General features: G+C 71.8%; 19 protein-coding genes and 2 pseudogenes. 10 read left to right on the plus strand and 11 right to left on the minus strand.

The window, feature by feature from the left end; all coding sequences use genetic code 11:
- Positions 1–4: 4 nt before the first annotated feature.
- From ACIBG4_RS00090 to ACIBG4_RS00110, 5 genes are all read right to left on the minus strand, one after another.
- Positions 5–1,165 (minus strand): ABC transporter ATP-binding protein, encoded by a 1,161-nt coding sequence (locus ACIBG4_RS00090; protein ID WP_397199948.1) that lies wholly within the window; start codon positions 1,163–1,165, stop codon positions 5–7.
- A 9-nt stretch (positions 1,166–1,174) separates the two neighbouring features.
- On the minus strand, positions 1,175–2,005 hold the full coding sequence (locus tag ACIBG4_RS00095) for a carbohydrate ABC transporter permease (RefSeq protein WP_397199949.1): 831 nt from the start codon (positions 2,003–2,005) through the stop codon (positions 1,175–1,177).
- The gene (locus ACIBG4_RS00100) at positions 2,005–2,910 is read right to left on the minus strand and encodes a carbohydrate ABC transporter permease (RefSeq protein ID WP_397199950.1); all 906 of its coding nucleotides are present in this window, start codon (positions 2,908–2,910) and stop codon (positions 2,005–2,007) included. Before ACIBG4_RS00100 ends, ACIBG4_RS00095 begins: the two co-directional genes overlap by 1 nt.
- On the minus strand, positions 2,907–4,163 hold the full coding sequence (locus ACIBG4_RS00105; protein WP_397199951.1) for an ABC transporter substrate-binding protein: 1,257 nt from the start codon (positions 4,161–4,163) through the stop codon (positions 2,907–2,909). The genes ACIBG4_RS00100 and ACIBG4_RS00105 overlap by 4 nt, the downstream gene beginning before the upstream one ends.
- A 200-nt stretch (positions 4,164–4,363) precedes the next feature.
- Positions 4,364–6,712 carry a LuxR C-terminal-related transcriptional regulator gene (locus tag ACIBG4_RS00110; RefSeq protein WP_397199952.1) on the minus strand — a complete coding sequence of 783 codons (2,349 nt, stop codon included), beginning with the start codon at positions 6,710–6,712 and terminating at the stop codon, positions 4,364–4,366.
- Between the two features lie 316 nt (positions 6,713–7,028).
- Between ACIBG4_RS00110 and ACIBG4_RS00115 the strand changes: the two genes are divergently transcribed.
- The 4 genes from ACIBG4_RS00115 (at position 7,029) to ACIBG4_RS00130 (ending at position 11,581) form a co-directional block, all read left to right on the plus strand.
- On the plus strand, positions 7,029–8,867 hold the full coding sequence (locus ACIBG4_RS00115) for a DUF2264 domain-containing protein (RefSeq protein ID WP_397199953.1): 1,839 nt from the start codon (positions 7,029–7,031) through the stop codon (positions 8,865–8,867).
- Positions 8,868–8,916: 49 nt separating this feature from the next.
- A complete protein-coding gene (locus ACIBG4_RS00120) occupies positions 8,917–9,873 on the plus strand; it encodes a helix-turn-helix transcriptional regulator (protein WP_397199954.1) in 957 nt (318 codons plus the stop codon).
- 291 nt (positions 9,874–10,164) lie between these two features.
- Entirely contained in the window at positions 10,165–10,737 is a 573-nt protein-coding gene (locus ACIBG4_RS00125; RefSeq protein ID WP_397199955.1) for an RNA polymerase sigma factor, read from the plus strand.
- Positions 10,730–11,581, plus strand: coding sequence for a CU044_5270 family protein (locus ACIBG4_RS00130; protein WP_397199956.1), 852 nt, complete (start codon positions 10,730–10,732; stop codon positions 11,579–11,581). The genes ACIBG4_RS00125 and ACIBG4_RS00130 overlap by 8 nt, the downstream gene beginning before the upstream one ends.
- Positions 11,582–11,643: 62 nt before the next feature.
- Here the strand turns inward: ACIBG4_RS00130 and ACIBG4_RS00135 are convergent, their stop codons facing one another.
- On the minus strand, positions 11,644–11,937 hold the full coding sequence (locus ACIBG4_RS00135) for a cupin domain-containing protein (protein ID WP_397199957.1): 294 nt from the start codon (positions 11,935–11,937) through the stop codon (positions 11,644–11,646).
- 63 nt (positions 11,938–12,000) lie between these two features.
- Between ACIBG4_RS00135 and ACIBG4_RS00140 the strand changes: the two genes are divergently transcribed.
- Both ACIBG4_RS00140 and ACIBG4_RS00145 read left to right on the plus strand, forming a co-directional pair.
- The gene (locus ACIBG4_RS00140) at positions 12,001–12,861 is read left to right on the plus strand and encodes an alpha/beta fold hydrolase (protein WP_397199958.1); all 861 of its coding nucleotides are present in this window, start codon (positions 12,001–12,003) and stop codon (positions 12,859–12,861) included.
- An 80-nt stretch (positions 12,862–12,941) separates the two neighbouring features.
- On the plus strand, positions 12,942–14,354 hold the full coding sequence (locus ACIBG4_RS00145; protein ID WP_397199959.1) for a WGR domain-containing protein: 1,413 nt from the start codon (positions 12,942–12,944) through the stop codon (positions 14,352–14,354).
- Positions 14,355–14,651: 297 nt separating this feature from the next.
- Here the strand turns inward: ACIBG4_RS00145 and ACIBG4_RS00150 are convergent.
- Positions 14,652–14,903: pseudogene (locus ACIBG4_RS00150) on the minus strand (helix-turn-helix transcriptional regulator); the annotation flags it as partial.
- Positions 14,904–14,925: 22 nt separating this feature from the next.
- On the opposite strand from ACIBG4_RS00150, the gene ACIBG4_RS00155 reads away from it, so the two are divergent.
- Positions 14,926–15,504: an NAD(P)H-dependent oxidoreductase gene (locus ACIBG4_RS00155; protein WP_310712065.1), complete on the plus strand. Its 579-nt coding sequence runs from the start codon at positions 14,926–14,928 to the stop codon at positions 15,502–15,504.
- Between the two features lie 5 nt (positions 15,505–15,509).
- Here ACIBG4_RS00155 and ACIBG4_RS00160 read toward each other — a convergent pair whose 3' ends face one another.
- The gene (locus ACIBG4_RS00160; protein WP_397199960.1) at positions 15,510–15,668 is read right to left on the minus strand and encodes a hypothetical protein; all 159 of its coding nucleotides are present in this window, start codon (positions 15,666–15,668) and stop codon (positions 15,510–15,512) included.
- A gap of 202 nt (positions 15,669–15,870) precedes the next feature.
- Here ACIBG4_RS00160 and ACIBG4_RS00165 point away from each other — a divergent pair, with 202 nt between their 5' ends.
- Positions 15,871–16,143, plus strand: a complete 273-nt coding sequence (locus ACIBG4_RS00165) for a hypothetical protein (RefSeq protein ID WP_397199961.1) — start codon at positions 15,871–15,873, stop codon at positions 16,141–16,143.
- 33 nt (positions 16,144–16,176) lie between these two features.
- On the opposite strand, the gene ACIBG4_RS00170 is transcribed toward ACIBG4_RS00165, so the two are convergent.
- The 3 genes from ACIBG4_RS00170 to ACIBG4_RS00180 form a co-directional block, all read right to left on the minus strand.
- The gene (locus ACIBG4_RS00170) at positions 16,177–17,385 is read right to left on the minus strand and encodes an acyl-CoA dehydrogenase family protein (RefSeq protein ID WP_310712063.1); all 1,209 of its coding nucleotides are present in this window, start codon (positions 17,383–17,385) and stop codon (positions 16,177–16,179) included.
- A 97-nt stretch (positions 17,386–17,482) separates the two neighbouring features.
- Positions 17,483–18,436 carry a glucosyl-3-phosphoglycerate synthase gene (locus ACIBG4_RS00175; protein WP_397199962.1) on the minus strand — a complete coding sequence of 318 codons (954 nt, stop codon included), beginning with the start codon at positions 18,434–18,436 and terminating at the stop codon, positions 17,483–17,485.
- 70 nt (positions 18,437–18,506) lie between these two features.
- Positions 18,507–19,979, minus strand: coding sequence for a helix-turn-helix domain-containing protein (locus ACIBG4_RS00180; RefSeq protein ID WP_397199963.1), 1,473 nt, complete (start codon positions 19,977–19,979; stop codon positions 18,507–18,509).
- A 258-nt stretch (positions 19,980–20,237) separates the two neighbouring features.
- Here ACIBG4_RS00180 and aceA point away from each other — a divergent pair, with 258 nt between their 5' ends.
- Positions 20,238–21,524 carry an isocitrate lyase gene (gene aceA / locus ACIBG4_RS00185; RefSeq protein WP_397199964.1) on the plus strand — a complete coding sequence of 429 codons (1,287 nt, stop codon included), beginning with the start codon at positions 20,238–20,240 and terminating at the stop codon, positions 21,522–21,524.
- A gap of 40 nt (positions 21,525–21,564) precedes the next feature.
- A pseudogene (locus ACIBG4_RS00190) lies at positions 21,565–21,867 on the plus strand (hypothetical protein); the annotation flags it as partial.
- Between the last annotated feature and the right edge of the window lie 46 nt (positions 21,868–21,913).

Here is a 21,913-nt window from a genome sequence, read left to right on the forward strand (position 1 = left end):
CGCGTCAGGCGCGCTCAGTGAGGTTCTCCCCCGTCTCGGGATGGAACAGGTGAACGGCCTGCGTGTCGTACCAGAGCCGCAGCGGCTCCCCCCGGCGGGCCCGTGACTTCGGGTCGAGCTGCGCCACGAGCTGGGTGCCCTCCGCCGCCTCCTCGCCGCCCGTGTCCGCCAGGTGCTCCGAGCGGACCGCGGCGGCACCGAGCGTGAAGTAGGCGAGCTTCTCCGGCCCCATCGACTCCAGCAGGTCCACGGTCCCGGTGAACGTGCCGCCCCCGTCCGCGTCGTGGACCAGGGCCGCGTCCTCGAACGACTCCGGCCGGATGCCGGCGATGACCTCGCGCGGCACGTCCCGGCCCCGCGCGGCCTGGCCCAGCCGGCCGCGCAGCGGGATGTCCCCGATGGCCGTGCGCAGCGCGCCCTCCTCCAGCCGCGCCGGCAGGACGTTCATCGACGGCGAGCCGATGAACCCGGCCACGAACAGGTTGCGCGGGTGGTCGTAGAGCTCCTGCGGCGGCCCGATCTGCTGGATGAGCCCGGCGCGCATGATGACGATCCGGTCGCCGAGGGTCATGGCCTCCGTCTGGTCGTGGGTGACGTACACGGTGGTCGTGCCGAGGCTCTTCTGCAGCCGCGAGATGGACGTGCGCATCTGCACCCGCAGCTTGGCGTCCAGGTTGGAGAGCGGCTCGTCCATGAGGAACGCCTTGGGGTCGCGCACGATGGCCCGGCCCATCGCCACGCGCTGCCGCTGCCCGCCGGACAGGGCCGCGGGCTTGCGCTCCAGGTACGGGGCGAGGTCGAGCAGCCCGGCGGCCCGCTCCACCCGCTCCTGGATCGCCGCCCTGTCCATCTTGGCGAGCTTGAGCGGGAAGGCGATGTTCTCGCGGACCGTCATGTGCGGGTAGAGCGCGTACGACTGGAAGACCATCGCGATGTCCCGGTCGCGCGGCGCCTTCTCGTTCATGCGGCGCCCGTCGATGCGCAGCTCGCCGTCGGTGATGTCCTCCAGGCCCGCGATCATGTTCAGGGTGGTGGACTTGCCGCAGCCCGACGGCCCGACGAGGATCACGAACTCGTGGTCGGCGATGCGGAGGTCGAAGTCGTCGACGGCCACGGTGCCGTCGGCGTACCTCTTGGTGATGTGGTCGAGCACGATCTCAGCCATGGCGTCGCGTCATCCCTTCACCGCCCCGGAGGTCAGCCCGGCCACGATCCGCCGCTGGAAGAACAGCACGAAGATCACGATAGGGATGGTGATGACCACGGCCGCCGCCGAGATGGAGCCCGTCGGGTCCTCGAACTGGCTGCTGCCGGTGAAGAACGAGATCGTCGCCGGCGCGGTCCTGGCGGCGTCGGAGGAGGTCAGGGAGATGGCGAACAGGAAGTCGTTCCAGCAGAAGATGAACGCGAGGATCGCGGTCGTCACCATGCCGGGCGCCGCGAGCGGCACGATCACCTGCCAGAACGCCTGGAACGGCGTGGCGCCGTCCATCTTGGCCGCCTTCTCCAGCTCCCACGGGATCTCGCGGAAGAACGCCGACAGCGTGTAGATCGTCAGCGGCAGCGCGAACGTGATGTACGGGATGATGAGCCCCGGCCAGGTGTTGAACAGCCCGAGGGCCCGCTCGATCTGGAACAGCGGGCTGACCAGGGAGATCTGCGGGAACATCGCGATCAGCAGCGACACGCCGATGAGCAGCCGCTTGCCGGGGAAGGCGAGCCGGGCGACGGCGTAGGCGGCCATGGTGCCGAACACGATGGCGACGAGCGTGGAGATCAGCCCGATCCCGATGGAGTTGATCAGGCCGCGCACGAAGTCGGTGTTGGCGAAGATGCCGGTGTAGTTGTCGATCGTCCACCTGCGCGGGATGAACGAGCCGTCGGTGAACGTGCTGGGATCCTTGAACGACAGCGACGCGATCCACAGCACCGGGATCATCGCGTACAGGACGACCACGACGTTGGCGACGGTCCAGCCGGAGACGCTCCGGCGGCCGGCCTCCATCACCGCTCGCTTCCGGGCGCGGCCGTGCCGAACCCCAGGATGAAGATCACCGCGATGATCGCGACGGTGACGAGGATGAGCACGGACATGGTGGAGCCGATGCCGAGGTTCAGGCCGCCGATGAGGTTGTGGTAGGCGCTGACCGAGACGGAGGAGGTGTTCTGGGAGCCGTTGGTCAGCACGTAGATGTTGTCGAAGATGCGGAACGCGTCGAGCGTGCGGAACAGCAGCGCGACCAGGATCGCCGGCTTCATCAGCGGCAGCGTCACCCGCGTGAACCGCTGCCAGCGGCCGGCTCCGTCCATCGACGCGGCGCGCAGCAGCTCCTCGGGTACCACGGCCATGCCGGCCATGAGCAGCAGCGCCATGAACGGCGTGGTCTTCCACACCTCCGCCAGGATGATGATCGCGATGGCCGGGCCGCGCTCGGTCAGCGGGGCCGTGCCCTCGGGCAGCAGACCGGCCAGCCAGCCGGTGGCGGGCGTCCAGGCGTACTTCCAGCCGTAGGCGGCGGCGACCGTGACGATCCCGTACGGGATGAGCACGACCGTGCGGACCAGGCCGCGCCCGACCAGCGCCCGGTACATCGCGAACGCCAGCAGCATGCCGAGCGCCAGCTCGATCGCGACGCTGACGACGGTGATCACCAGGGTCACCCAGAAGGCGTTCCACCACACGGAGCTGGTCAGCACGGTGGCGTAGTTGGACAGGCCGACCCAGGCCCTGGCGGCGGGGAAGCGCAGGTCGTAGCGCTGGAGCGAGAGCAGCACCGAGTAGACGATCGGCCAGCCGGTGACCACCACCATGACGAACGCGGCGGGCGCGCACAGCAACAGCCCGAGCCGCCGCTCGGCCCGCTGTCCCTCGGTGAGCGGCTGGCGCCCGTCCTTGGCGGTCGCGCTCACGGGAGCACCCCCTGGCTGCGCAGCGCGAGGGAGATCTGCTCGCGCAGCCCGGCGAGCGTGACGGGCGGGTCGACGGAGGCGGGCGGCGACAGCGCCGCGGAGATCGTCGTGGAGACGTTCTGGTACGTGGGCGTCTTGGGCCGGGGCGCGGCCGTCCTCAGCGCGTCGAGGATGGCCTGGCGCATCGGGTACGGCCCGGCCATGGCGGGGTCCCGGTACACCGCCTCGATGGTGGGCGGCAGCCCGTCCTTGACCGCGGCGATGCGCTGGCTGACCGGGTCGCGCAGGCACAGCGCCGCCTGGAACGCCTGCTCGGGGTGCCGCGAGTACGAGCTGACCGCGAAGTTGCCGCCGCCCAGCGGCGAGGCGCCCGCGCCGCGGATGCCCGGGTAGGGCGCCCACTTGAAGTGCGGCAGCAGCTCCGGCTTGTTGGCGGCCATCGAGGCGTACACGAACGGCCAGTTCACCTCGAACGCGGCCCGGCCGCCCTCCATGGCCAGCCGCGCGGAGTCCTCCTGCGTGTTGGACAGCGACGGGTCGGCGGCCCGGGAGCGGGCGTAGTCGCGCATCGCCGTGAGCGCCTCCAGGGCGGGCGGCCCGAGCGCCACGCGGGTGCCGCCGGGGTCGAGGATGCGCCCGCCGGCGGAGGCGACGAGGCTGTTGAACCAGACGACCAGGCCCTCGTACTGGGCGCCGGTCACCTCGCCGTAGTGCGGCTTGCCGCGCGCCGCCAGGCCGGCGGCGGCGCTCGCCATCTCGCCCCACGTGCGGGGCGCGCGCGGCACCAGGTCGGAGCGGTACCACAGGAGCTGCACGTTGGTGTTGTACGGCGCCGCGTACAGCCTGCCCCGCCAGGTGGCGGTGTCGAGGGGCTTGGCCAGCGTGCCCGCGCGGGCCAGCCGGGCGTGCTCGCCGGTCCACTCGCGGATCCAGCGGGCCTCGGCCAGCTCGGCCGTCCAGGTGACGTCGAGGCCGAGCACGTCCAGGCCGGGGTCGGCGGCGGCGAGCCGGCGCACGAGCTGCTCGCGCTGGCCGTCGGCGTCGCGGGGCAGGGTGTTGAGCAGGATGCGGTAGCGGCCGCGGGCCTGGACGTTGCAGCGGGCGACGATGGCGGCGAGGTTCTCCTGCGGCGCGTTGTAGAGGTTGACCAGCGGGACGCTCCGGCCGCCGGCGCCGGAGCAGGCGGCCGGCAGGAACACGGCCCCGGCCAGCAGCACGGCCGCGGCCCCCCGTCTCCCGGTCCTCCTCGTCACGGTCAGGGCCTACCCGCCTGCCTGCGCATATCACCATGAGTAGTCAATCGCCTGCCAAAAGTACGATCGATTCGCCCACAAGGCGAAGACCACGAAGCTGGGCGACCGGACGGTGCTGGTCCGGCTGGCGGCCGGCCTGACGTCATCGCCGGCCCGGTGGCCTGGTGCGGGAGCCCTTCGCGAGCGGTGATTCCCTGGCATCACCGGTTGACGTACCAGGCGGCGATCTGTGCACGAGAGGTGAATCCGAGCTTGTCCAGGATGTGCTTCACATGGCCCTCGGCCGTCCGCTGTGAGATGCCCAGGCCGGCCGCGATGTCCCTGTTGCGCATGCCTTCTGCGACGAGACGGGCCACCTCGGCCTCCCGCCGGGTCAGCACCGGCTGCGACAGCGCCGGCGCCGGTGCGGCGGAGGGCGCGGAGTCGGCCCGCGGCTCGGGTGGCTCCTGCAAGGCATAGCCGATGGCCGCGTCGAAGTCGAAGCTGGCGCCCTCATCGACAGCCTTGCGGTAATCCTTCGCGCCGAGACGGGCGCGCAGCGACGACTCTGTGGCACGGTGGGCGTCGTCGTAAGGGCGCAAGCCTTCCAGCGACACCTCAAGCCGGCGTCGCATCATGCCGGCGGCGCCGATCAGGCGCGCGGCGGGCACGTCGTGCCCCTGCGCGGCGGCGACCCAGGCAAGTGATTCCACGAACCACGCCGGGCTGTAGCGGTAGCCGGCCGATCCTTCGAGGCGCAGGCTGGACCGGAACAAGGAGGCGGCCTGGGTCAGGTCGCCCGCGGACCAGCGTTGGATGCCCGCAGCCCACATCGCCAGCGCGATCTCGCCACGCGAGTCTGCCGCCTCGGCGATCTGGCGGGAGCGCGCCACCCAGGACCCGGCGCGTGGATCGCCGGCGAAGATCGCGGCCAGGGCCAGGTAGAACGCCGGTAGGAACGCGTCATGCAGGACCCCGTCCTCAGCGGTCTCGCCCGTGTTGCGCTCGTACCAGTCCAGGGCCGGTTCGAGCAGGCCGATCGCGCCCTGGTACTCACCCTCCATCAGAGTCAGCCGTCCTGACAGGAACCTCGTTATCGCCTTCGGCCCCTGGCTCTCGCAGCCGTCGGCCAGCAGCCGGCACTCCTCGAGCAGCGGCCGCGCAGTGTCGATCCTGCCCTGCATGAGGGCGAAGAAGGTCCCCACGGTCAGCACGCTGAAGCGTTCCCGCCCGGTTATCTGCCGGCACTCCAGGAGCCGGTCGATCCAATGGCGGGCTTCGGATGGACCGCCGAAGAAGCTCCAGTACCCCTCCAGCGCCGTGAAGATCCGTATCGCCTCCTCGGTACGGAGGTCTTCACCCAGGCAGTGGTCCAGCGCGGCCCGCAGGTTCGGCATCTCGGGGACGACCGTGGTGAAGCACTCCACCTGGTTGGAGCCGAACCAGCCGGCCCTGTTGCGTTCGGCCAGGCCCAGGTAGTACGCGGCGTGCCGGCGTCGTGTCGCCGGTGCCGCCTCGCTCTTGGCCAGCCGGTCCTGACCGTACTCTCGCAGGGTCTCCAGGATCCGGTAGCGGGGGCGGGTGCCGTAGGTCTCCCTGGTCACGATGGACTTCTCGGTCAGCGTGGCCAGCAGGGGCAGGACGTCCTCGCGCGTGAGCGGCGCGGCCGAGCAGACCTCCTCCGCCGCTGCCAGGTCGAAGCCGCCGGCGAACACCGACAGGCGTTCCCACATGATCTGTTCCTGGACGGAGCACAGCTCGAAGCTCCACTCGACCGCCGCGCCCAGCGTCTGGTGGCGCGGCAGGGCGGTGCGATAACCCCGTCTCAGGAAGTGCGTGCGGTGGCCGAGCCTGTCGATGATCTGATCCAGCGACAGGACCCGCAGCCACACCGCTGCGAGCTCGATCGCCAGCGGAATGCCGTCGAGCAGGCGGCACAACCGCGCCGCCGCCACAGGCCGCGAGGCGATATCGACCTCCGGCGCGATGTCCTTGGCCCGCTCCGCCAGCAGCGCCAGGGCATCGTAACGCGGGACGTCGCTCCCGGTGACCTGGTCGTCGGGGCCTGGGAAGGACATCGGGGGCACGATGAAGGGCGTCTCGCCCGGCACTCCCAGCGCCTCGCGACTGGTGGCCAGCAGCCGCACCCCGGGTGCCGCGCCGAGCAGGGTGCCGGCCAGCGAAGCGCAGGCCTGCACCAGATGTTCGCAGTTGTCGAGCACCAGGAGCATCCGCTTGTCCCGCAGATGGTCGATCATGCTCTCGGTCGACGGCCGGGGTATCTCCTCCTGCAATCCCAGGGCCTCTGCGACGGCCACCGCGAGCAGCTGCTCGTCCTGCAGAGAGGCCAGCTCGACCAGCCACGCCCCGTCGGGGAAGGCCCGCTGCACGTGGGCCGCCACATGGGTCGCCAGGCGCGTCTTGCCCACGCCGGCCGTGCCCGTCAGAGTCAGCAACCGCGTGGTGGACAGGAGGCTCCTGATCGCGCCGATCTCGCGCTTACGACCGATGATCTCGCCAACCTCGGCCGGGAGGTGAGGAGTGAGCTGCTCGGCTACCGATCGATCCATAAGCGCGACCTGTGCCCTTGACCTGCCCGGCGGTAACCGGCACGCGGTCGAGGTTCGGCAAAGGTGTCATCCAGGGACGGTCGGGCCTGTCCGAACGCCGTCGTGGTGGATCGTGAAGTGCCGCATCGCGGTTTTCGTGGTCGTGCCACCATGCTGAGAGACCGATGGTGGGTCAGTGTCGAGCGGCGCGGCGACACGACGTCCGCACAGACCACCTCGGCGTCCGCGAGCCGGTCGGCGCCCTTGACGGCCGGGGCGGCCGGTCCATAGGGTCACCTGAAGGTTGGAAAGCGCTTACCAAGGCCGGAGGAGCACTGTGGGATCCCGCGAACACTGGGTGTCGGTGGCGGATCGGCTGCTGGAGGCCGTGGTCCCCTACGCCACCCCGGGCTTCGCCCAGTACCGGCTGCCGGGCCGCACGAGCGCCTCCGGCCCCGCCTCCGACGGGCTGGAGGGTTTCGCGCGCACGTTCCTGCTCGCCGCGTTCCGTGCCGCCGGCGACCCCGAGGCCGCTCCCGGCGGGCTGCTGGAGCGGTACGCCGAGGGCCTGGCCCACGGCACCGACCCCGGCCACGAGCACGCCTGGCAGCCCATCGCCGACCACCACCAGACGATCGTGGAGGCCGCCTCGATCGCGCTGGCCCTGCATGAGACGCGGGAGCTGCTGTTCGACCGGCTCGACCCGGCCGTGCAGGAGCGCGTGGTCGCCTGGCTGGGCGGCATCGTCGGCAAGTACGCCCCGCCGTGCAACTGGGTGCTGTTCAAGGTGATCGTGGAGCAGTTCCTCGCCAACGTGGGCGGCCCCCACGACCCCGCCGAGATCCAGCGGCACCTGGCCGACATCGAGCCGTGGTACGTCGGCGACGGCTGGTACACCGACGGCGCGGGCCAGAACTACGACTACTACTGCGGCTGGGCCATGCACCTGTACACGCTGTGGTGGACCCGGATGTCCGGGGCCGACCCGGGCGTGTACCGCGAGCGGCTGCGCACGTTCCTGGAGACGTACCAGCACCTGTTCGCCCCGGACGGCGCGCCGATGCACCAGGGCCGGTCGCTGACGTACCGGATGGCGACCGTGGCGCCGTTCTGGGTCGGCGCGATCTTCGACGCCACGCCGCTGTCCCCCGGCCGGACCCGGCTGCTGGCCGACCGGACCCTCGGCCACTTCGAGCGCCACGGGACCCCGGGCGCCGACGGGCTGCTCAGCCTCGGCTGGCACCGGCCCTTCCTGCCCGTGACGCAGCCCTACTCGGGCCCGGCCTCACCGTACTGGGCCAGCAAGGGCTTCGCCGGCCTGCTCCTCGGCCCCGATCACCCCGTCTGGACCGAGCCCGCCGGGGAGGCCGGCGACTCCGGCGAGCAGGAGGACCTGACGCTGGCGATGCCCGCGCCCGGCTGGCTGCTGCACCGCTCCGGCGGCGTCGTCCGCCTGATCAACCACGGCAGCGACCACAACAACCGCGACAGCTCCGTCGACGACCCGCACTACGCCAAGTTCGCCTACTCCACGCACACCGCTCCCGAGACCGGCGAGGAGGGCCGGGCCGCGAACATCGACGGCCACCTCACCGTCACCCGCCCCGACGGGAGCGCCACGCGACGGCGGCGCATCGACCGGCTCGTGGTGACCGACCGGCTCGCCGCCTCCCGGTACTTCGACGGCGAGGTCGCGGTGGAGACCGCGTCGGTGGTCGACGGGCCGTGGGAGGTGCGCGTCCACCGCGTCGCCGCGCCCGAGGGCAGCGCCGTCCGCGACGGCGGCCACGCCCTGGCGGGCGACGAGCCGTGCGCCACCCGGCTCGACGGCCTGGAGTCCCGCGTCTCCTCGGGCGCGCTGGTCAGCTCCATCACCGGCCTGCACGGCTGGTACGGGGCCCGGGTCGCGGCCCGTACCGGCCAGAACGCCGTCGGCGAGCACTCGGCGACGCCGTACCTGGTGGGCGATCACCCGGGCGGGCAGGCCCTGTACGCCGCGGCGGTGTGGCTGGGTCCGGGCGAGCCGTCGACGCCGCCGCCCGTCGTGGAGCCGGTGCGCGACGGCTTCACGTGGAAGGACGCGGAGGGCGGCCGGATCGAGGTCCGGCTGGGCCGCAGCCCGGGCTACGTCCGCGAGCACCCCTCGGGAGAGCGCGTCACCTGGACGGCCTCATAACCACCCATTGCGGACGGGCCCTGGCCGCTTTGCGTGCCATCCTCGGGCCATGGCCAGTACGCCGTCCCGCATGATGCGCCTGTTGTCCCTGCTGCAGACCTGCCGTGGCTGGCCGGGGCCCGAGCTCGCCGCCCGGCTGGGGGTCAGCCCGCGCACACTGCGCCGTGACATCGACCGGCTGCGCGAGCTGGGCTACCCGGTGCGGGCCGCACCGGGTACGGGCGGCGGCTACCGGCTGGAGTCGGGCCGGGCGATGCCGCCGCTGGTGCTCGACGACGAGGAGGCGGTCGCCATCGCGATCAGCCTGCGCACAGCCGCGGGCGGCACGGTGGCCGGCATCGAGGAGACGTCGGTGCGCGCCCTGGCCAAGCTGGAGCAGGTGCTGCCCGGCCGCCTGCGCCGGCGGGTCAACGCGTTGCAGAGCTACACGGTGCCGCTGGTCTCCCAGGGGCCGGCCGCCGACCCGGACGTGCTGACGGTCATCGCCCAGGCGTGCCGCGACCACGAACGGCTCGGGTTCGCCTACCGCAAGCGCGACGGCGACGGCGGGACGCGGCTGGTGGAGCCGTACCGGCTGGTCCATCTGGCGCGCAAGTGGTACCTCGTGGCCTGGGACGCGGGCCGCCAGGACTGGCGGACGTTCCGGGCCGACCGGATGTCGTCGCCGCAGCCGGCCGGACAGCGCTTCCAGCCCAGGGAGCTGCCCTCGCCGGACATCGCCCGGTACGTCGCCGAGTCCGTCACGTCCTCGCTGGCGCGGCACCGGGCGGTGGTCACGCTGCACGCGCCGTTCGCCGCGGTGGCGGAGCGGCTGCGCCCCCAGGACGGGGTCCTCACGGTGGTGGACGAGCACACCTGCCGCCTGCACACGGCGGCCGACTCGCTGCAGTGGCTGGCGCTCACGCTCGGCATGTTCGACGTGGACTTCGAGGTCCACGAGCCGCCGGAGCTGATCGCGTACATCCGCGCCCTGACCACCCGCCTGTCCCGCGCCACCCCCGCCTGACACGCCGCCCCTGTCCCGCTCGGCCGGTTGTTCGCTCGCGGCCGCGGCGGCGGGCCTGCCAGGGTGAGGGCATGACGCGAGGAACCTGCCGTCGGGTTCCGTCGCGGTGGACCGGTAGGTCCGGCTGTTCGAGAACCAGCAGTTCGTACGGTCGCTGCTGAACGCCGTGACGTCGTGGCGGCGGGCATCCCCCTGCACGATGACGCGCGGGAAGACGATTCCGGCCTGCGGCGAAGGAGAGGTGATGGTGACCGCTGACCGGAAGGCCGACTTCATGCCGGAGACAAGAACGTGAGCGCCGAAGTGAGCGCGCAGGTGACCGACGCCGAGCTCGTCGCGCGGTACCGGCGCGACCCCGCCCTGTTCACCGCCGTCCACGACCGCTACTACCGCGACATCTACCTGTACGTCGCCGGCCGCCTGGACACGCAGATCGCCGAGGATCTCGCCGCCGAGACGTTCCTGCTGGCCTTCGACCGGCGCGACCGGTACGACCCGGAACGCGGGGACCTGCGGCCCTGGCTGTTCGGGATCGCCACCAATCTGATCGCCAGGCACCGCCGTAAGGAGACCCGCCACTACAAGGCGCTGGCCAGGCTGGGGCCCGAGCCGGTCGTGGAAGGCCACGAGGACCGGGTCATCACCTCCGTCGCCGCCGAGCGCATGCAGCCGCACCTGGCCAAGGCGCTCGCCGCCCTGTCCGGCGGCGAGCGCGACGTGCTGCTGCTCGTGGCCCTGGGCCAGCTCAGCTACGACGAGGTGGCTCAGGCGCTCGGCATCGCCGTCGGCACCGTGGGCTCCCGGCTCAGCCGGGCCCGCAGCAGGATCCTCGCCCTCATTGACAAGGAGAACGCTCATGGATGACCTGAACGCCGTTGCGACCCTGCTGGCCAAGCCCGAGCCGTCCACCGAGGCGATCACCCGCAGCAGGGGACGTCTCCAGGAGAGGGTGACGCGGGGTCGCGCCCGCCGGCGCCGTGGCTGGCTCCTGCCGGTGCTGGGCACGGCGGTCGCCGCCGCAGCGGCCGTCGCCGTGATCCTCACCAGCGTGGCCCCGCCCGCCGCCGCGCCGGTCTCGGGCAGGGACGTCCTGCTCATGGCCGCGGCCAGCGCCGAGCGCGTCCCCCAGGGCACGGGTACCTATTGGCACGTCACGCGTACGTGGCAGACCCCGGACGGGCCCCACGTGCAGGAGAGCTGGACCACCCGCGACGGCCACCGCTGGTCCAGGAACGAGTCGAACGCCCCTCCCGGCGCCGTCGTCGAGGACCCGGCCCCGTTCCGGCTCATGGGCGCCGAAATCGGTTGGGAGGAGCTCGAAGGGCTTCCGTCGGATCCGGAGGAGCTGAAGGAGCGCATCGCCGGGCTTCCGCAGAATGACAGCGCCATGATGCCTGCCGATCGGCAAGGCGAGCTCGTCTCCCCGCTGATCACCCTGATCACGGAGCTGCCGACGCCCGCGCGGGTCCGTTCGGCGGCCTTCGCGGCCCTCGCCTCGACGCCGGCGGTCAAGAACGCGGGGCCGGTCGAGGGGGGACAGGAACTGCTGATCCCGCTCTCCGGGAGCCTGGAGATCAGGATGGTCGTCGATCCCGAGGCCGCCCGGGTGGCGCGCGCCAACATGCTGCTGACGGCCGAAGGTGGCTCGGCCATGAGCAACTCCTACATCTCGGTGACCACCGAGTGGACGGACGAGCTCCCTCGGTGAGAACCCGCTGAACGGGCCGGCGCCCCCGCTGGTACGCGGACGTCATGCGCTCACGCGAGCTGTCATGAGCCGTGCAGGTGGGCGCGCTGCCCGTCGTGGTCGAAGATGGTGAGGATCTCCACGGGGCCGTCGTGAGCGCCGATGGCGTGCGGCACCATGGTCGAGAACTCGGCCGCGTCGCCCGCCGAGACCAGGATGACGCGCTCGCCCAGGTGCAGCCGGGCCGTGCCGGACAGGACCGTGAACCACTCGCGACACCCCCGGCTCGCTCCTGCGCCGCCGGGACCTGGTCGTCCGCGGCACCCGCACCGCCTGGGCCGCCCGCCGCCCCTCGGGCCACTGAGGCACGGCCGCACCTGACCCGCCGACGACCGCCCGCCCCCCGTCCGGCGAGTCGCGAGGCCGTGTACCGTACAGCCATGAACTCAGGCGGCGCGCGGCCGGTGACGGAGCTGGACCTGAAGCTGGACGACGGCACCACCCTGCACGTCTACGACACCGGCGGGGACGACTCCCCCGGCCTCCTCCCCGTCCTGTGGCACCACGGCACGCCGAACATCGGCGCGCCTCCCCGGCCGCTCCTTCCCGCCTCGGAGCGGCTCGGCATCCGCTGGGTGTCCTACGACCGGCCCGGATACGGCGGCTCGACGCCGGCCCCGGGCCGGGACGTGGCCTCGGCGGCCGCCTACACCTCGGCCGTGGCCGACGCGCTGGGAATCGGCCGGTTCGCGGTCATGGGCCATTCCGGCGGCGGCCCGCATGCCCTGGCCTGCGCCGCCCTCCTGCCGGAGCGCGTTCTCGCCGTGGTCAGCGTGGGGGGCCTGGCCCCGTTCGGCGCCGACGGGCTCGACTGGTTCGCCGGCATGCACGCATCCGGCATGGCGTCGCTGCGGGCGGCCGCCGAGGGACGCGCCGCCAAGGAGGCGTACGAGGCCACCTCCGAGTACGACTCGGACATGTTCACGGCGGCGGACCACGCCGCGCTCTCCGGCTCGTGGTCCTGGTTCAACGAGGTCGTCGGCCCGGCGGTCGAGAACGGCCCGGCTGCGCTCATAGACGACGATCTCGCCTATGTCGCCCCTTGGGGCTTCGACGCGGCGCACATCACCGCGCCGGTCCTGCTGGCGCACGGCGGCCAGGACCGGGTCGTGCCCAGCTCGCACGGCCGGTGGCTGGCCGGCCGCTGCCCCCGGGCGGAGCTGCGGCTGTCCCCCGAGGACGGGCACCTCTCCATCCTCACATCCGCCCCGGCGGCCCTGGAGTGGCTCCGGGCCCACTGATCAGCACATATCCCAGTTTGTCACCGCGATCCTCTAGTGTCCCGGGCAGTTGATCAAGCCCGACCCTGGAGAGCACGGACATGACGTACCTGGAGCTGTCGGAAGACGACGGCGGATCGCACAAGTTCTACGAGGTGATCGTGTCCGGCGCCCAGGTGACGATCACCTACGGGCGCATCGGCGAGGCCGGCCAGACCAAGGTCACCGGCTTCCCCACCGAGGCCAAGGCCCAGGCGGCGGCCGCCAAGAAGATCGGCGACAAGATCCGCAAGGGGTACGCGCCGGCCGTGCGCGGGGTGCGCCAGCGCCGGACGATCACCCGCCGGGCGGTCACCAGCAGCCGCTCCACGGCCCGGCAGGCTCCGGTCCTGTGGCGCTTCGCCAGCGGCGCCGCCGCGTTCGGCATCTTCGTGGACGCCGAGCGCTGCTGGGTCGGCAACCAGCGCGGCGACGCCTACACCGTCACCCACTCCGGCACCGTCACCAACCAGTACCGCCTGCCCGACGGCGTCAAGTGCATCGTCGCCGACGACTTCTGGATCTACGCCGGCTGCGACGACGGCCGCGTGTACGACCTCAGCGGCAAGGTGCCGCGGGCCGCGTACGAGATCGCCGCGGACGTGGACATCTACTGGCTCGACATCCGCGACGGCATCCTCGGCGTCTCCGACCGCGCCGGGCGCATCACCACGATCGACTACGAGGACGAGTTCCAGTGGGCGCGCACCGGCCGCGGTGACTCCGCCTGGATGGTCAGGTGCGACCAGGACTCCGTCTACCACGGCCACTCGAACGGCGTCGCCCGCTACGACGCCTCCGACGGCACCCTCGTGTGGGAGAACGCGTCGGCCGGCGGCGTGCTGTTCGGCTGGCAGGAGCAGCGGTCGGTCTACGCCGGCACCGCCCGCCACACCGTCCACCGGCTGGCCAAGGACGACGGCCGCACCGAGGCCGTCTACCAGTGCGACGGCTACGTCTACTCCTGCGCCACCTCGCCCGGCGGCCGGCACGTCTTCGCCGGCGACGCCTACTCCTCCGTGTACTGCTTCGACGCCTCCGGCAAGCGGTTGTGGAAGCTCGCCACCGGCTGCGGCTCGGCCCTGTCCATGCAGTTCCTCGACGACCGCCTCTACATCGTCACCACCGACGGGACGCTGGCCTGCATCGACGCCAGCGAGGCGGCGATCGCCGCGGCCCGCGAGGGCACGGTCCCGCAGCCCGTGGACGTCAAGGCCGCGGCCACGCTCATCCCGGTCGAGCCGTCGGTCGTGGTGGAGACCACCACGCACGCCGGCGAGGGAGTCGTCGTGGAGTGCACGCGCGAGGGCGACCGGCTGCGGGTGCGGGTGGCCAGCCCCGGCTACGAGCGGTGGAACGTCCAGTTCCCCAAGGAGATCCGTGAGGAGGGCGCCCGCTACCTGGTGGACGGCGTACGCCCGTCGGGCCGCGGCGGCTTCTACCGCGCCTACGGCGACATCCGCCGCCTCCTGTGACGGCCCCGCCGAACCGGTGCGCGAACTGATCGACTTCCGGCAGGTTGCCGGGGCGGAGCCCGTAGCGCAGCGGGCGCCCGGCGGGCCGCCACCCCGACCGGGTACGTGCTCGGGGGCGGCATCGCCTCGCGGGTGAAGCAGGAACTCAACGCCATGGCCGCGGCACCGGGCGATCCGCTCCCGCATCCGGCCGTCGCCGCGATCCGCAGCGTCCACCGGCCCGGCCCGGCCCGCTCCCGTGAGCCGCCCACCCTCCGACCGGGACAGGCGCGTACCGTCCCACGCCGCCGAGCCGCGTCAGGCTCCTTGTCGTCGGTACTTGCCAGGGGCGGTGCCGTACTGCCGCTTGAAGGCGTTGGCGAAGGCGAACTCCGAGGTGTAGCCGATCTGCTGGGCCACGACGCTCAGCGGGGCGTCGGAGTCACGCAGGAGCCGGGCCGCCGTGGTCATGCGCCACCAGGTCAGGTAGGTGAGCGGCGGCTGACCGACCAGCGCGGTGAAGCGGCGGGCGAAGGCCGCCCGGGACAGCCCGGCCCGCGATCCCAGCTCCTGCTGAACGGAGAGAACAACCATGATCAAGGTAGCGATCGTCATCGGCAGCACCCGCCCAGGACGTAACGGGGAGAGCGTGGCTCGCTGGGTCCACGACCTGGCGGTCAAGCGCGGCGACGCCGAGTACGAAGTGGTGGACATCAAGGACTACGAGCTGCCGCATCTGGACGAGGTGATGCCGGCGGCGATGGGCCAGTACGCCCTCCCGCACACCCGCGAGTGGGCCGCGACGATCGCGTCCTTCGACGCCTACGTGTTCGTGACACCGGAGTACAACCACTCGACGTCGGGCGCGTTGAAGAACGCCATCGACTTCCTGTACGCCGAATGGAACAACAAAGCCGCCGGGTTCGTCGGCTACGGCAGCGCCGGCGGCACCCGCGCGGTGGAGCACCTGCGGCTGGTGATGGGCGAGCTCCAGGTCGCCGACGTGCGCGCCCAGGTCGCGCTGTCGCTGTTCACCGACTTCGAGCACTTCAGCGTCCTCAAACCGGCCGCCCAGCAGGAGGACGCGCTCACCGCCATGCTGGACCAGGTCGTCGCTTGGGGCGAGGCGTTGCGGCCCCTTCGCCGATCCTCGTCAGGTACTGCCGGGTGAGGTGATCAGCGGCCCCGGCGTGGACGGGTGAGGAACGCGGCAGGCGCGTGGGTCAAGGCCGGGGCCCCCGCCAGGAGCGCGGCGAGGCCGAGCACGGCGACCACGGCCAGCAGCGCGGCTGCGGGGAGCCTCGCGCCGCCGGCCGCCATGACGACGGCGAGCAACCCCAGGACCCCGGGTCTTTCGGCGGTCCGTACCCGTCGACGGCGGGGCTCGTGGTGATCTGCGAGGCCAGATCGCGCGCGAGCGTGTCCATGACCCACACCAGCTCGATGGGCGTAGCAGAATTCGCGCCATCACGCCGGACATGAATGATCGGCTGCTGCTGGCAACGTTCGTCGAAGGCGGATACCTTGATCTCAGATCATGCACAAGGCCCTCGGCGTTCGCTCTGGAGGAACCTTCATGCACATCAGACGAGGCGTTTTAGCGGCGGTGCTGGCCGCCGGCGCGCTCACTGCCGGCTCGACCCCGGCTCACGCCATTCCTCCTCCCCCGCCAGGGGGCGACAACCTCCTCGTCATCAGCTACTACAGCGGGGAACAGCTCATCGGACAGCGCTGGTCCGGGTGCGGTCAGCCTCCGGGCGCATGGGGGACGCTGGAAGGCACGCAGAAAGTCTTCTTCACGCCCTGCTGAGCGCGAAGGGTGCCCCTCTGACCTGCGAAGTTCTCACCGGACGGGCAGGCCGGTGATCGCGCGGCCGATGATCAGGCGCTGGATCTCGCTGGTGCCCTCGAAGATGGTGTAGATCTTGGCGTCGCGGTGGAAGCGCTCCACCGGGTGCTCCCGCGTGTACCCCGCCCCGCCCAGGATCTGGATGGCCTGTTCCGTCACCCAGACCGCCGTCTCCCCCGCCACGAGCTTCGACATCGAGCCCTCCGCCTGGCCGAAGCGCTTGCCGGTGCGGGCCATCCAGGCGGCGCGCCAGGTGAGCAGGCGGGCCACGTCGACCCGCGTCGCCATCTCCGCCAGCAGGAACGCGATGGCCTGGTTCTCGCCGATCTTGCGGCCGAACTGCTCCCGCTCGCGGGCGTAGTCGCGGGCGTACTCGAAGGCGGCGCGGGCGATGCCGACCGCCATCGCGGCGACCGACGGGCGGGTGGTCTCGAAGGTGCGCATCGCGGCCTGCTCCCCGGCGCGTTCGCCGCCGCGGACCCGGGCCAGCCGGGCGTCGAGCTTCTCCTTGCCGCCGAGCAGGCACGAGCCGGGCACGCGGACGCCGTCCAGGACCACCTCGGCCGTGTGGGAGGCGCGGATGCCGTGCTTCCTGAACTTCTGCCCCATGGACAGGCCCGGCGTGCCCGGCGGGATGACGAAGCTGGCCTGGCCGCGGGTGCCGAGATCCGGGTCCACGGAGGCGACGACCACGTGGACGTCGGCGATGCCGCCGTTGGTGGCCCACGTCTTGACGCCGTCGAGCACCCAGTCGCCGTTGTCGTACACGGCGCGGGTGCGGATGGCGCCGACGTCGGAGCCCGCGTCGGGCTCGGAGGCGCAGAAGGCGCCGAGCTTGACGTCGTTCGCGGTGCCGAACATCTGCGGCAGCCACTCACCCATCTGCTCCGGCGTGCCGTTGGCGGACAGCGCGGCGGCGGCCAGGCCGGTGCCCACGATGGACAGGCCGATGCCGGCGTCGCCCCAGAAGATCTCCTCGAACGCCACGGGCAGCGCCAGGCCGCTCTCCTCGAACGACTGTGTGGCGAAGAAGTCGAGCGAGTACAGCCCGATCTTGGCGGCCTCCTGGAGGATCGGCCAGGGCGTCTCCTCGCGCTCGTCCCACTCGGCGCCCGCCGGGCGGATCACGTCACGGGCGAACGCGTGCACCCAGTCGCGCACCTCGATGACGTCGTCGCCGAGCTCCAGATCGAACCCGCCCATGCACGCTCCCTGAGAAGGACCCGAGGCCGCACCGGCCGGGGAACGGGCGCGCACCGGGGCGCCCCGGACTCCCCGCCGGGTCTACCGCGGCCATACCTTACCGGCCAGTAGCCCTTCCGGGCCAGGCCGCGCGCACGGTGCTCATCGGCGGGCGCTCGGCGATGGACACGTCGGTGGCGAACGCCTCATGGCCGGCCTCGCCCCGCCTGAACTGCGTCAGCCGCACCCCGGGCCGCTGGAACGCCTGGATCTTGCCCTGGCGCTCCAGCCGGGACCAGGCGGCCAGCATGATCTGCGCGGCCATCGCCCCGAGCGCCTCGGTGGACTGGTGCGAGTGCTCCCGCACCCCCAGGTCGACCTGGGCCAGCGCGTCCAGCCCGGCCAGCTCCGCCAGGTCCACGAGCAGCCCGAGCTCCACCCCGTAGCCGGTGATGAACGGCACCCGCTCCAGCACGGAGCGCCGGCCCGCGTACTCGCCCGCCAGCGGCTGGACGAACCCGGCCAGCTCCGGCCAGTGCAGGTTGATGAGCGGGCGGGCGACCAGCTCGGTGACGCGCCCGCCGCCCGTCGGCGCTCCGCTGAGCGGCCGGTCGTAGCAGCCCTTGACGTAGACGACGCCGGGGTCGTACAGCAGCGGGCCGAGCAGGCCGGTCACCAGCTCCGGCCGGAAGTTGCGGATGTCGGCGTCCACGAACGCGAGGATGTCACCCTCCGTGACCGCCAGCGACTTCCACAGCGCCTCGCCCTTGCCGCCGAGCGGTTCGAGGTGGGGCAGGATGTCGTCCTGCGCGTGGACGCGGGCTCCGGCGCGGGCGGCGACGGCCGCCGTGTCGTCGGTGGAGCGCGAGTCGATGACCACGACCTCGTCCACCAGGCCGGCCAGCTCGCCGCGGATCACCCGGACGATGTCGCCGACGGTCTCGCGCTCGTCGCGCGCCGGGAGCACCACGCTGATCGTGGTGCCGCCCTTGGCCTCGGCCAGCATGCGCGCCGGCCAGTCCGCCGTCCGTGAGGTGCGACGGCGCGACCATGCGCGCACTTCAGGCGGCACACACTCCTCCCCCGTCCACCCCATGGCCCCAAGCTTAGGGTGTCCCCCCGCACGCCCCGTGACCACCCGGTCAGGTTGTGGCCGCGTGCCGTTCGAGGAAGGTGTAGACGTCGGCCTCGTCCACGCCGGGGAACGAGCCGGGCGGCAGCGCCGCCAGCACGTGGGAGTTGGCGCGCGCCGACGGCCAGGCGTACCCCTCCCAGCGCTCGGCCAGGTCGGCGGGCGGACGGCGGCAGCAGTCGCCGGTGGGGCAGTGGCTGCGGGTGCGGTTGGTGGTCTCCCGGCCGCGGAACCACCGCGACTCCCGGAACGGCACGCCCAGCGTGATCGCGAAGTCCCGCTCGCGCGACGGGTCGACGTGGGCGACGCAGAAGTACGTGCCGGTCGGCGAGTCGGAGTACTGGTAGAAGACGGAGAAGCGGTCCGGCGAGGTGAACACCTGGCGTCCCGACCACTGCAGGCACATCCGCTGGCCCTCGATCGCGCCCTGCTCGTCGGCGGGGAAGACGATGCCGTCGTTCTCGTACGCCTTGTAGATGGTGCCGCCGGCGTCGTTGCGGACGAAGTGGCAGACCAGGTCGAGGTGATGGGTGGCGAGGTTGGTGAAGCGGTGGGCGGCCATCTCGTACGACACGGCGAACACGTCGCGCAGGTCCTCCACCGACAGCGCCCGGTCGGCCTTGGCCTCCTGGAGGTAGACCGCGGCGGCCTTCTCGGGGACGAGCACGGCGGCGGCGAAGTAGTTGGCCTCGGTGCGCTGGCGCAGGAAGTCGGCGAAGTCGCGGGGCTTGCCGTGGCCGAGGGCGAGGTGGCCGAGCGTCTGTAGCAGGATCGTGCGCGGGGTGTGCATGCCGAGCTGCTCGTGCTTGACGTAGATGCGGCGGTTGCGCAGGTCGGTGATGGAGCGCACCGACCGGGGCAGGTCCTGCGCGGTGTGCACGGTGTAGCCGAAGTGCGTGACCAGGCTCTGGATCATGCTCTGGGACAGGGCGCCCGTACGGTAGCCGACGGCGGCCAGGGCCTCGGCGGCGGCGTTCTCGATCTCGGGGAAGTAGTTGCCCAGCTCGCGCTGGCGGCGTCGCAGCTCGGCGTTGGCGGCCCTGGCCTCCTCGGGCGTGGCGGTGCCGCGCGCCTGCCGTGCGCGCAGCTCGCCGTACAGGCCGAGGATGTGCTCCAGCACGTCGTTGGGGACGCGCGCGGAGACCTTGAGCCGGGGCAGGCCGAGCGCCGCGTAGATGGGGTCGCGCTGGGCCTCCTCCAGGGCTATCTCCAGCTGGGCGCGCCGGTTGGGCGGCTGGCGGCGCAGCAGCTCCTCGATGGGTACGCCGAGCGCGGCGGCGAGCGCCTTGAGCAGGGACAGCTTGGGCTCCCGCTTGCCGTTCTCCAGCAGGGAGAGCTGGCTCGGCGCCCGGCTGACGCGCGCACCGAGGTCGGACAGGGTGAGCCCGCGCTGTTTGCGCAGGTGGCGTAGGCGCTGGCCGAACGCGATGAGATCCAGCTTCTGCGTCAAAAGCAGCGGTTCTTCCCCTACCAAGGAGGCCATGTCGGCATCTTAGACAGAATTTCGGCCCATTTTCTAGCTCCTTCGCGATCTTGCCGGAAGCGTCGGCGCACCAGGTCCGACGCCCGCGATTGGTCTAGTCCAACGGGAAAACTCGCGATTTCTTCTCCGTCGAATACCCATCGGTATTAACCATAGGCAGAATATTCGACGTTCTTCTGAGCGATTCGGCCTGTCGATCGGGCGTTTCCCGGGCACACACTCGTGACAGGCCCCAGGGGACGACAAAGGAGTGAAAACATGAACGATCGCCTCAAGGGAGCTGCGGAGCAGCTGCGTGAAGAGTGGGAGAACGACCCTCGGTGGGAGGGCGTCGAGCGCACCTACAGCGCCGAGGACGTGATCAGGTTGCGCGGCAGCGTCCAGGAGGAGCACACGCTGGCCCGGCTCGGCGCCGAGCGGCTGTGGCGGCTGCTGCACACCACGGACTACGTGCACGCGCTCGGCGCGCTGACCGGCAACCAGGCCGTCCAGCAGGTGCGGGCGGGACTGCAGGCCATCTACCTCTCCGGCTGGCAGGTCGCCGCCGACGCCAACCTGGGCGGCCAGACGTACCCGGACCAGAGCCTCTACCCGGCCAACTCGGTGCCGGCCGTCGTGCGGCGCATCAACAACGCCCTGCTGCGCGCCGACCAGATCAGCTGGTCCGAGGGCGAGCAGCGGGACTGGCTGGCGCCCATCGTGGCCGACGCCGAGGCCGGCTTCGGCGGCGTGCTGAACGCCTTCGAGCTGATGAAGGGCATGATCGCCGCCGGCGCGGCAGGCGTGCACTGGGAGGACCAGCTCGCCTCCGAGAAGAAGTGCGGCCACCTCGGCGGCAAGGTGCTCATCCCGACCGGCCAGCACATCAAGACGCTCAACGCCGCCCGGCTCGCCGCCGACGTGGCCGGAGTCCCGTCCCTGATCATCGCGCGGACCGACGCCCAGGCCGCGACGCTCCTGACCAGCGACGTGGACCCCCGCGACCAGCGCTTCACCACCGGCGAGCGCACCCCCGAGGGCTTCTACCGGGTGCGCAACGGCGTCCAGGCGTGCATCGCCCGCGGCCTGGCCTACGCGCCGCACTCCGACCTGCTGTGGATGGAGACCGGCACACCGGACCTCGACGTGGCCCGCGAGTTCGCCGAGGCGATCAAGGCGGAGTACCCGGACCAGATGCTCGCCTACAACTGCTCCCCGTCGTTCAACTGGAAGAAGCACCTCGACGACTCCACGATCGCCAGGTTCCAGAAGGAGCTGGGCCACATGGGGTACAAGTTCCAGTTCATCACGCTCGCGGGCTTCCACTCGCTGAACTACTCGATGTTCGACCTGGCCCAGGGGTACGCCGCCGGCGGCATGACGGCGTACGTGGACCTCCAGGAGGCGGAGTTCGCCGCCGAGGCGCGCGGCTACACCGCCACCCGGCACCAGCGCGAGGTCGGCACCGGCTACTTCGACCTGGTCAGCACCGCGGTCGCGCCCGACTCCTCGACGACCGCGCTCAAGGGCTCGACGGAAGAGGAGCAGTTCGTCCCGGCCCACTGACCTCCACGGGCCGCCAAGGCTCGCCGGCCACCTTCAGGGCATGGAAGGGTTCCCCCGGCGACACCGAGGGCCGCGCCGATCTCCCCCCGGATCGGCGCGGCCCTTTCGCGTGCAACAGTTTCCGCGCCCGGCGCCTCTGGGAGGTGACCAAGACGACGAAGGGCTGACGCACGTGGACCAAGACCCCCGTTTCGCGGAGTTCGTCGCCGAACGCGGCGACGCGCTGCTGCGCTACGGATACGTGCTCGCCGGGAACCCGCACGACGCCGCCGATCTGGTGCAGGAGGCGCTGGTCAAGCTGCGCGGCTCCTGGGCGCGGGTGCGGCTGAAGGACAACCCGGAGAGTTACGCGCGCACCACGATGGCCAGGCTGCACATCCGCGCCTGGC

This window comes from Nonomuraea sp. NPDC050383 (assembly GCF_044459125.1).
In the GTDB taxonomy this organism is placed as follows: Bacteria; Actinomycetota; Actinomycetes; order Streptosporangiales; family Streptosporangiaceae; genus Nonomuraea.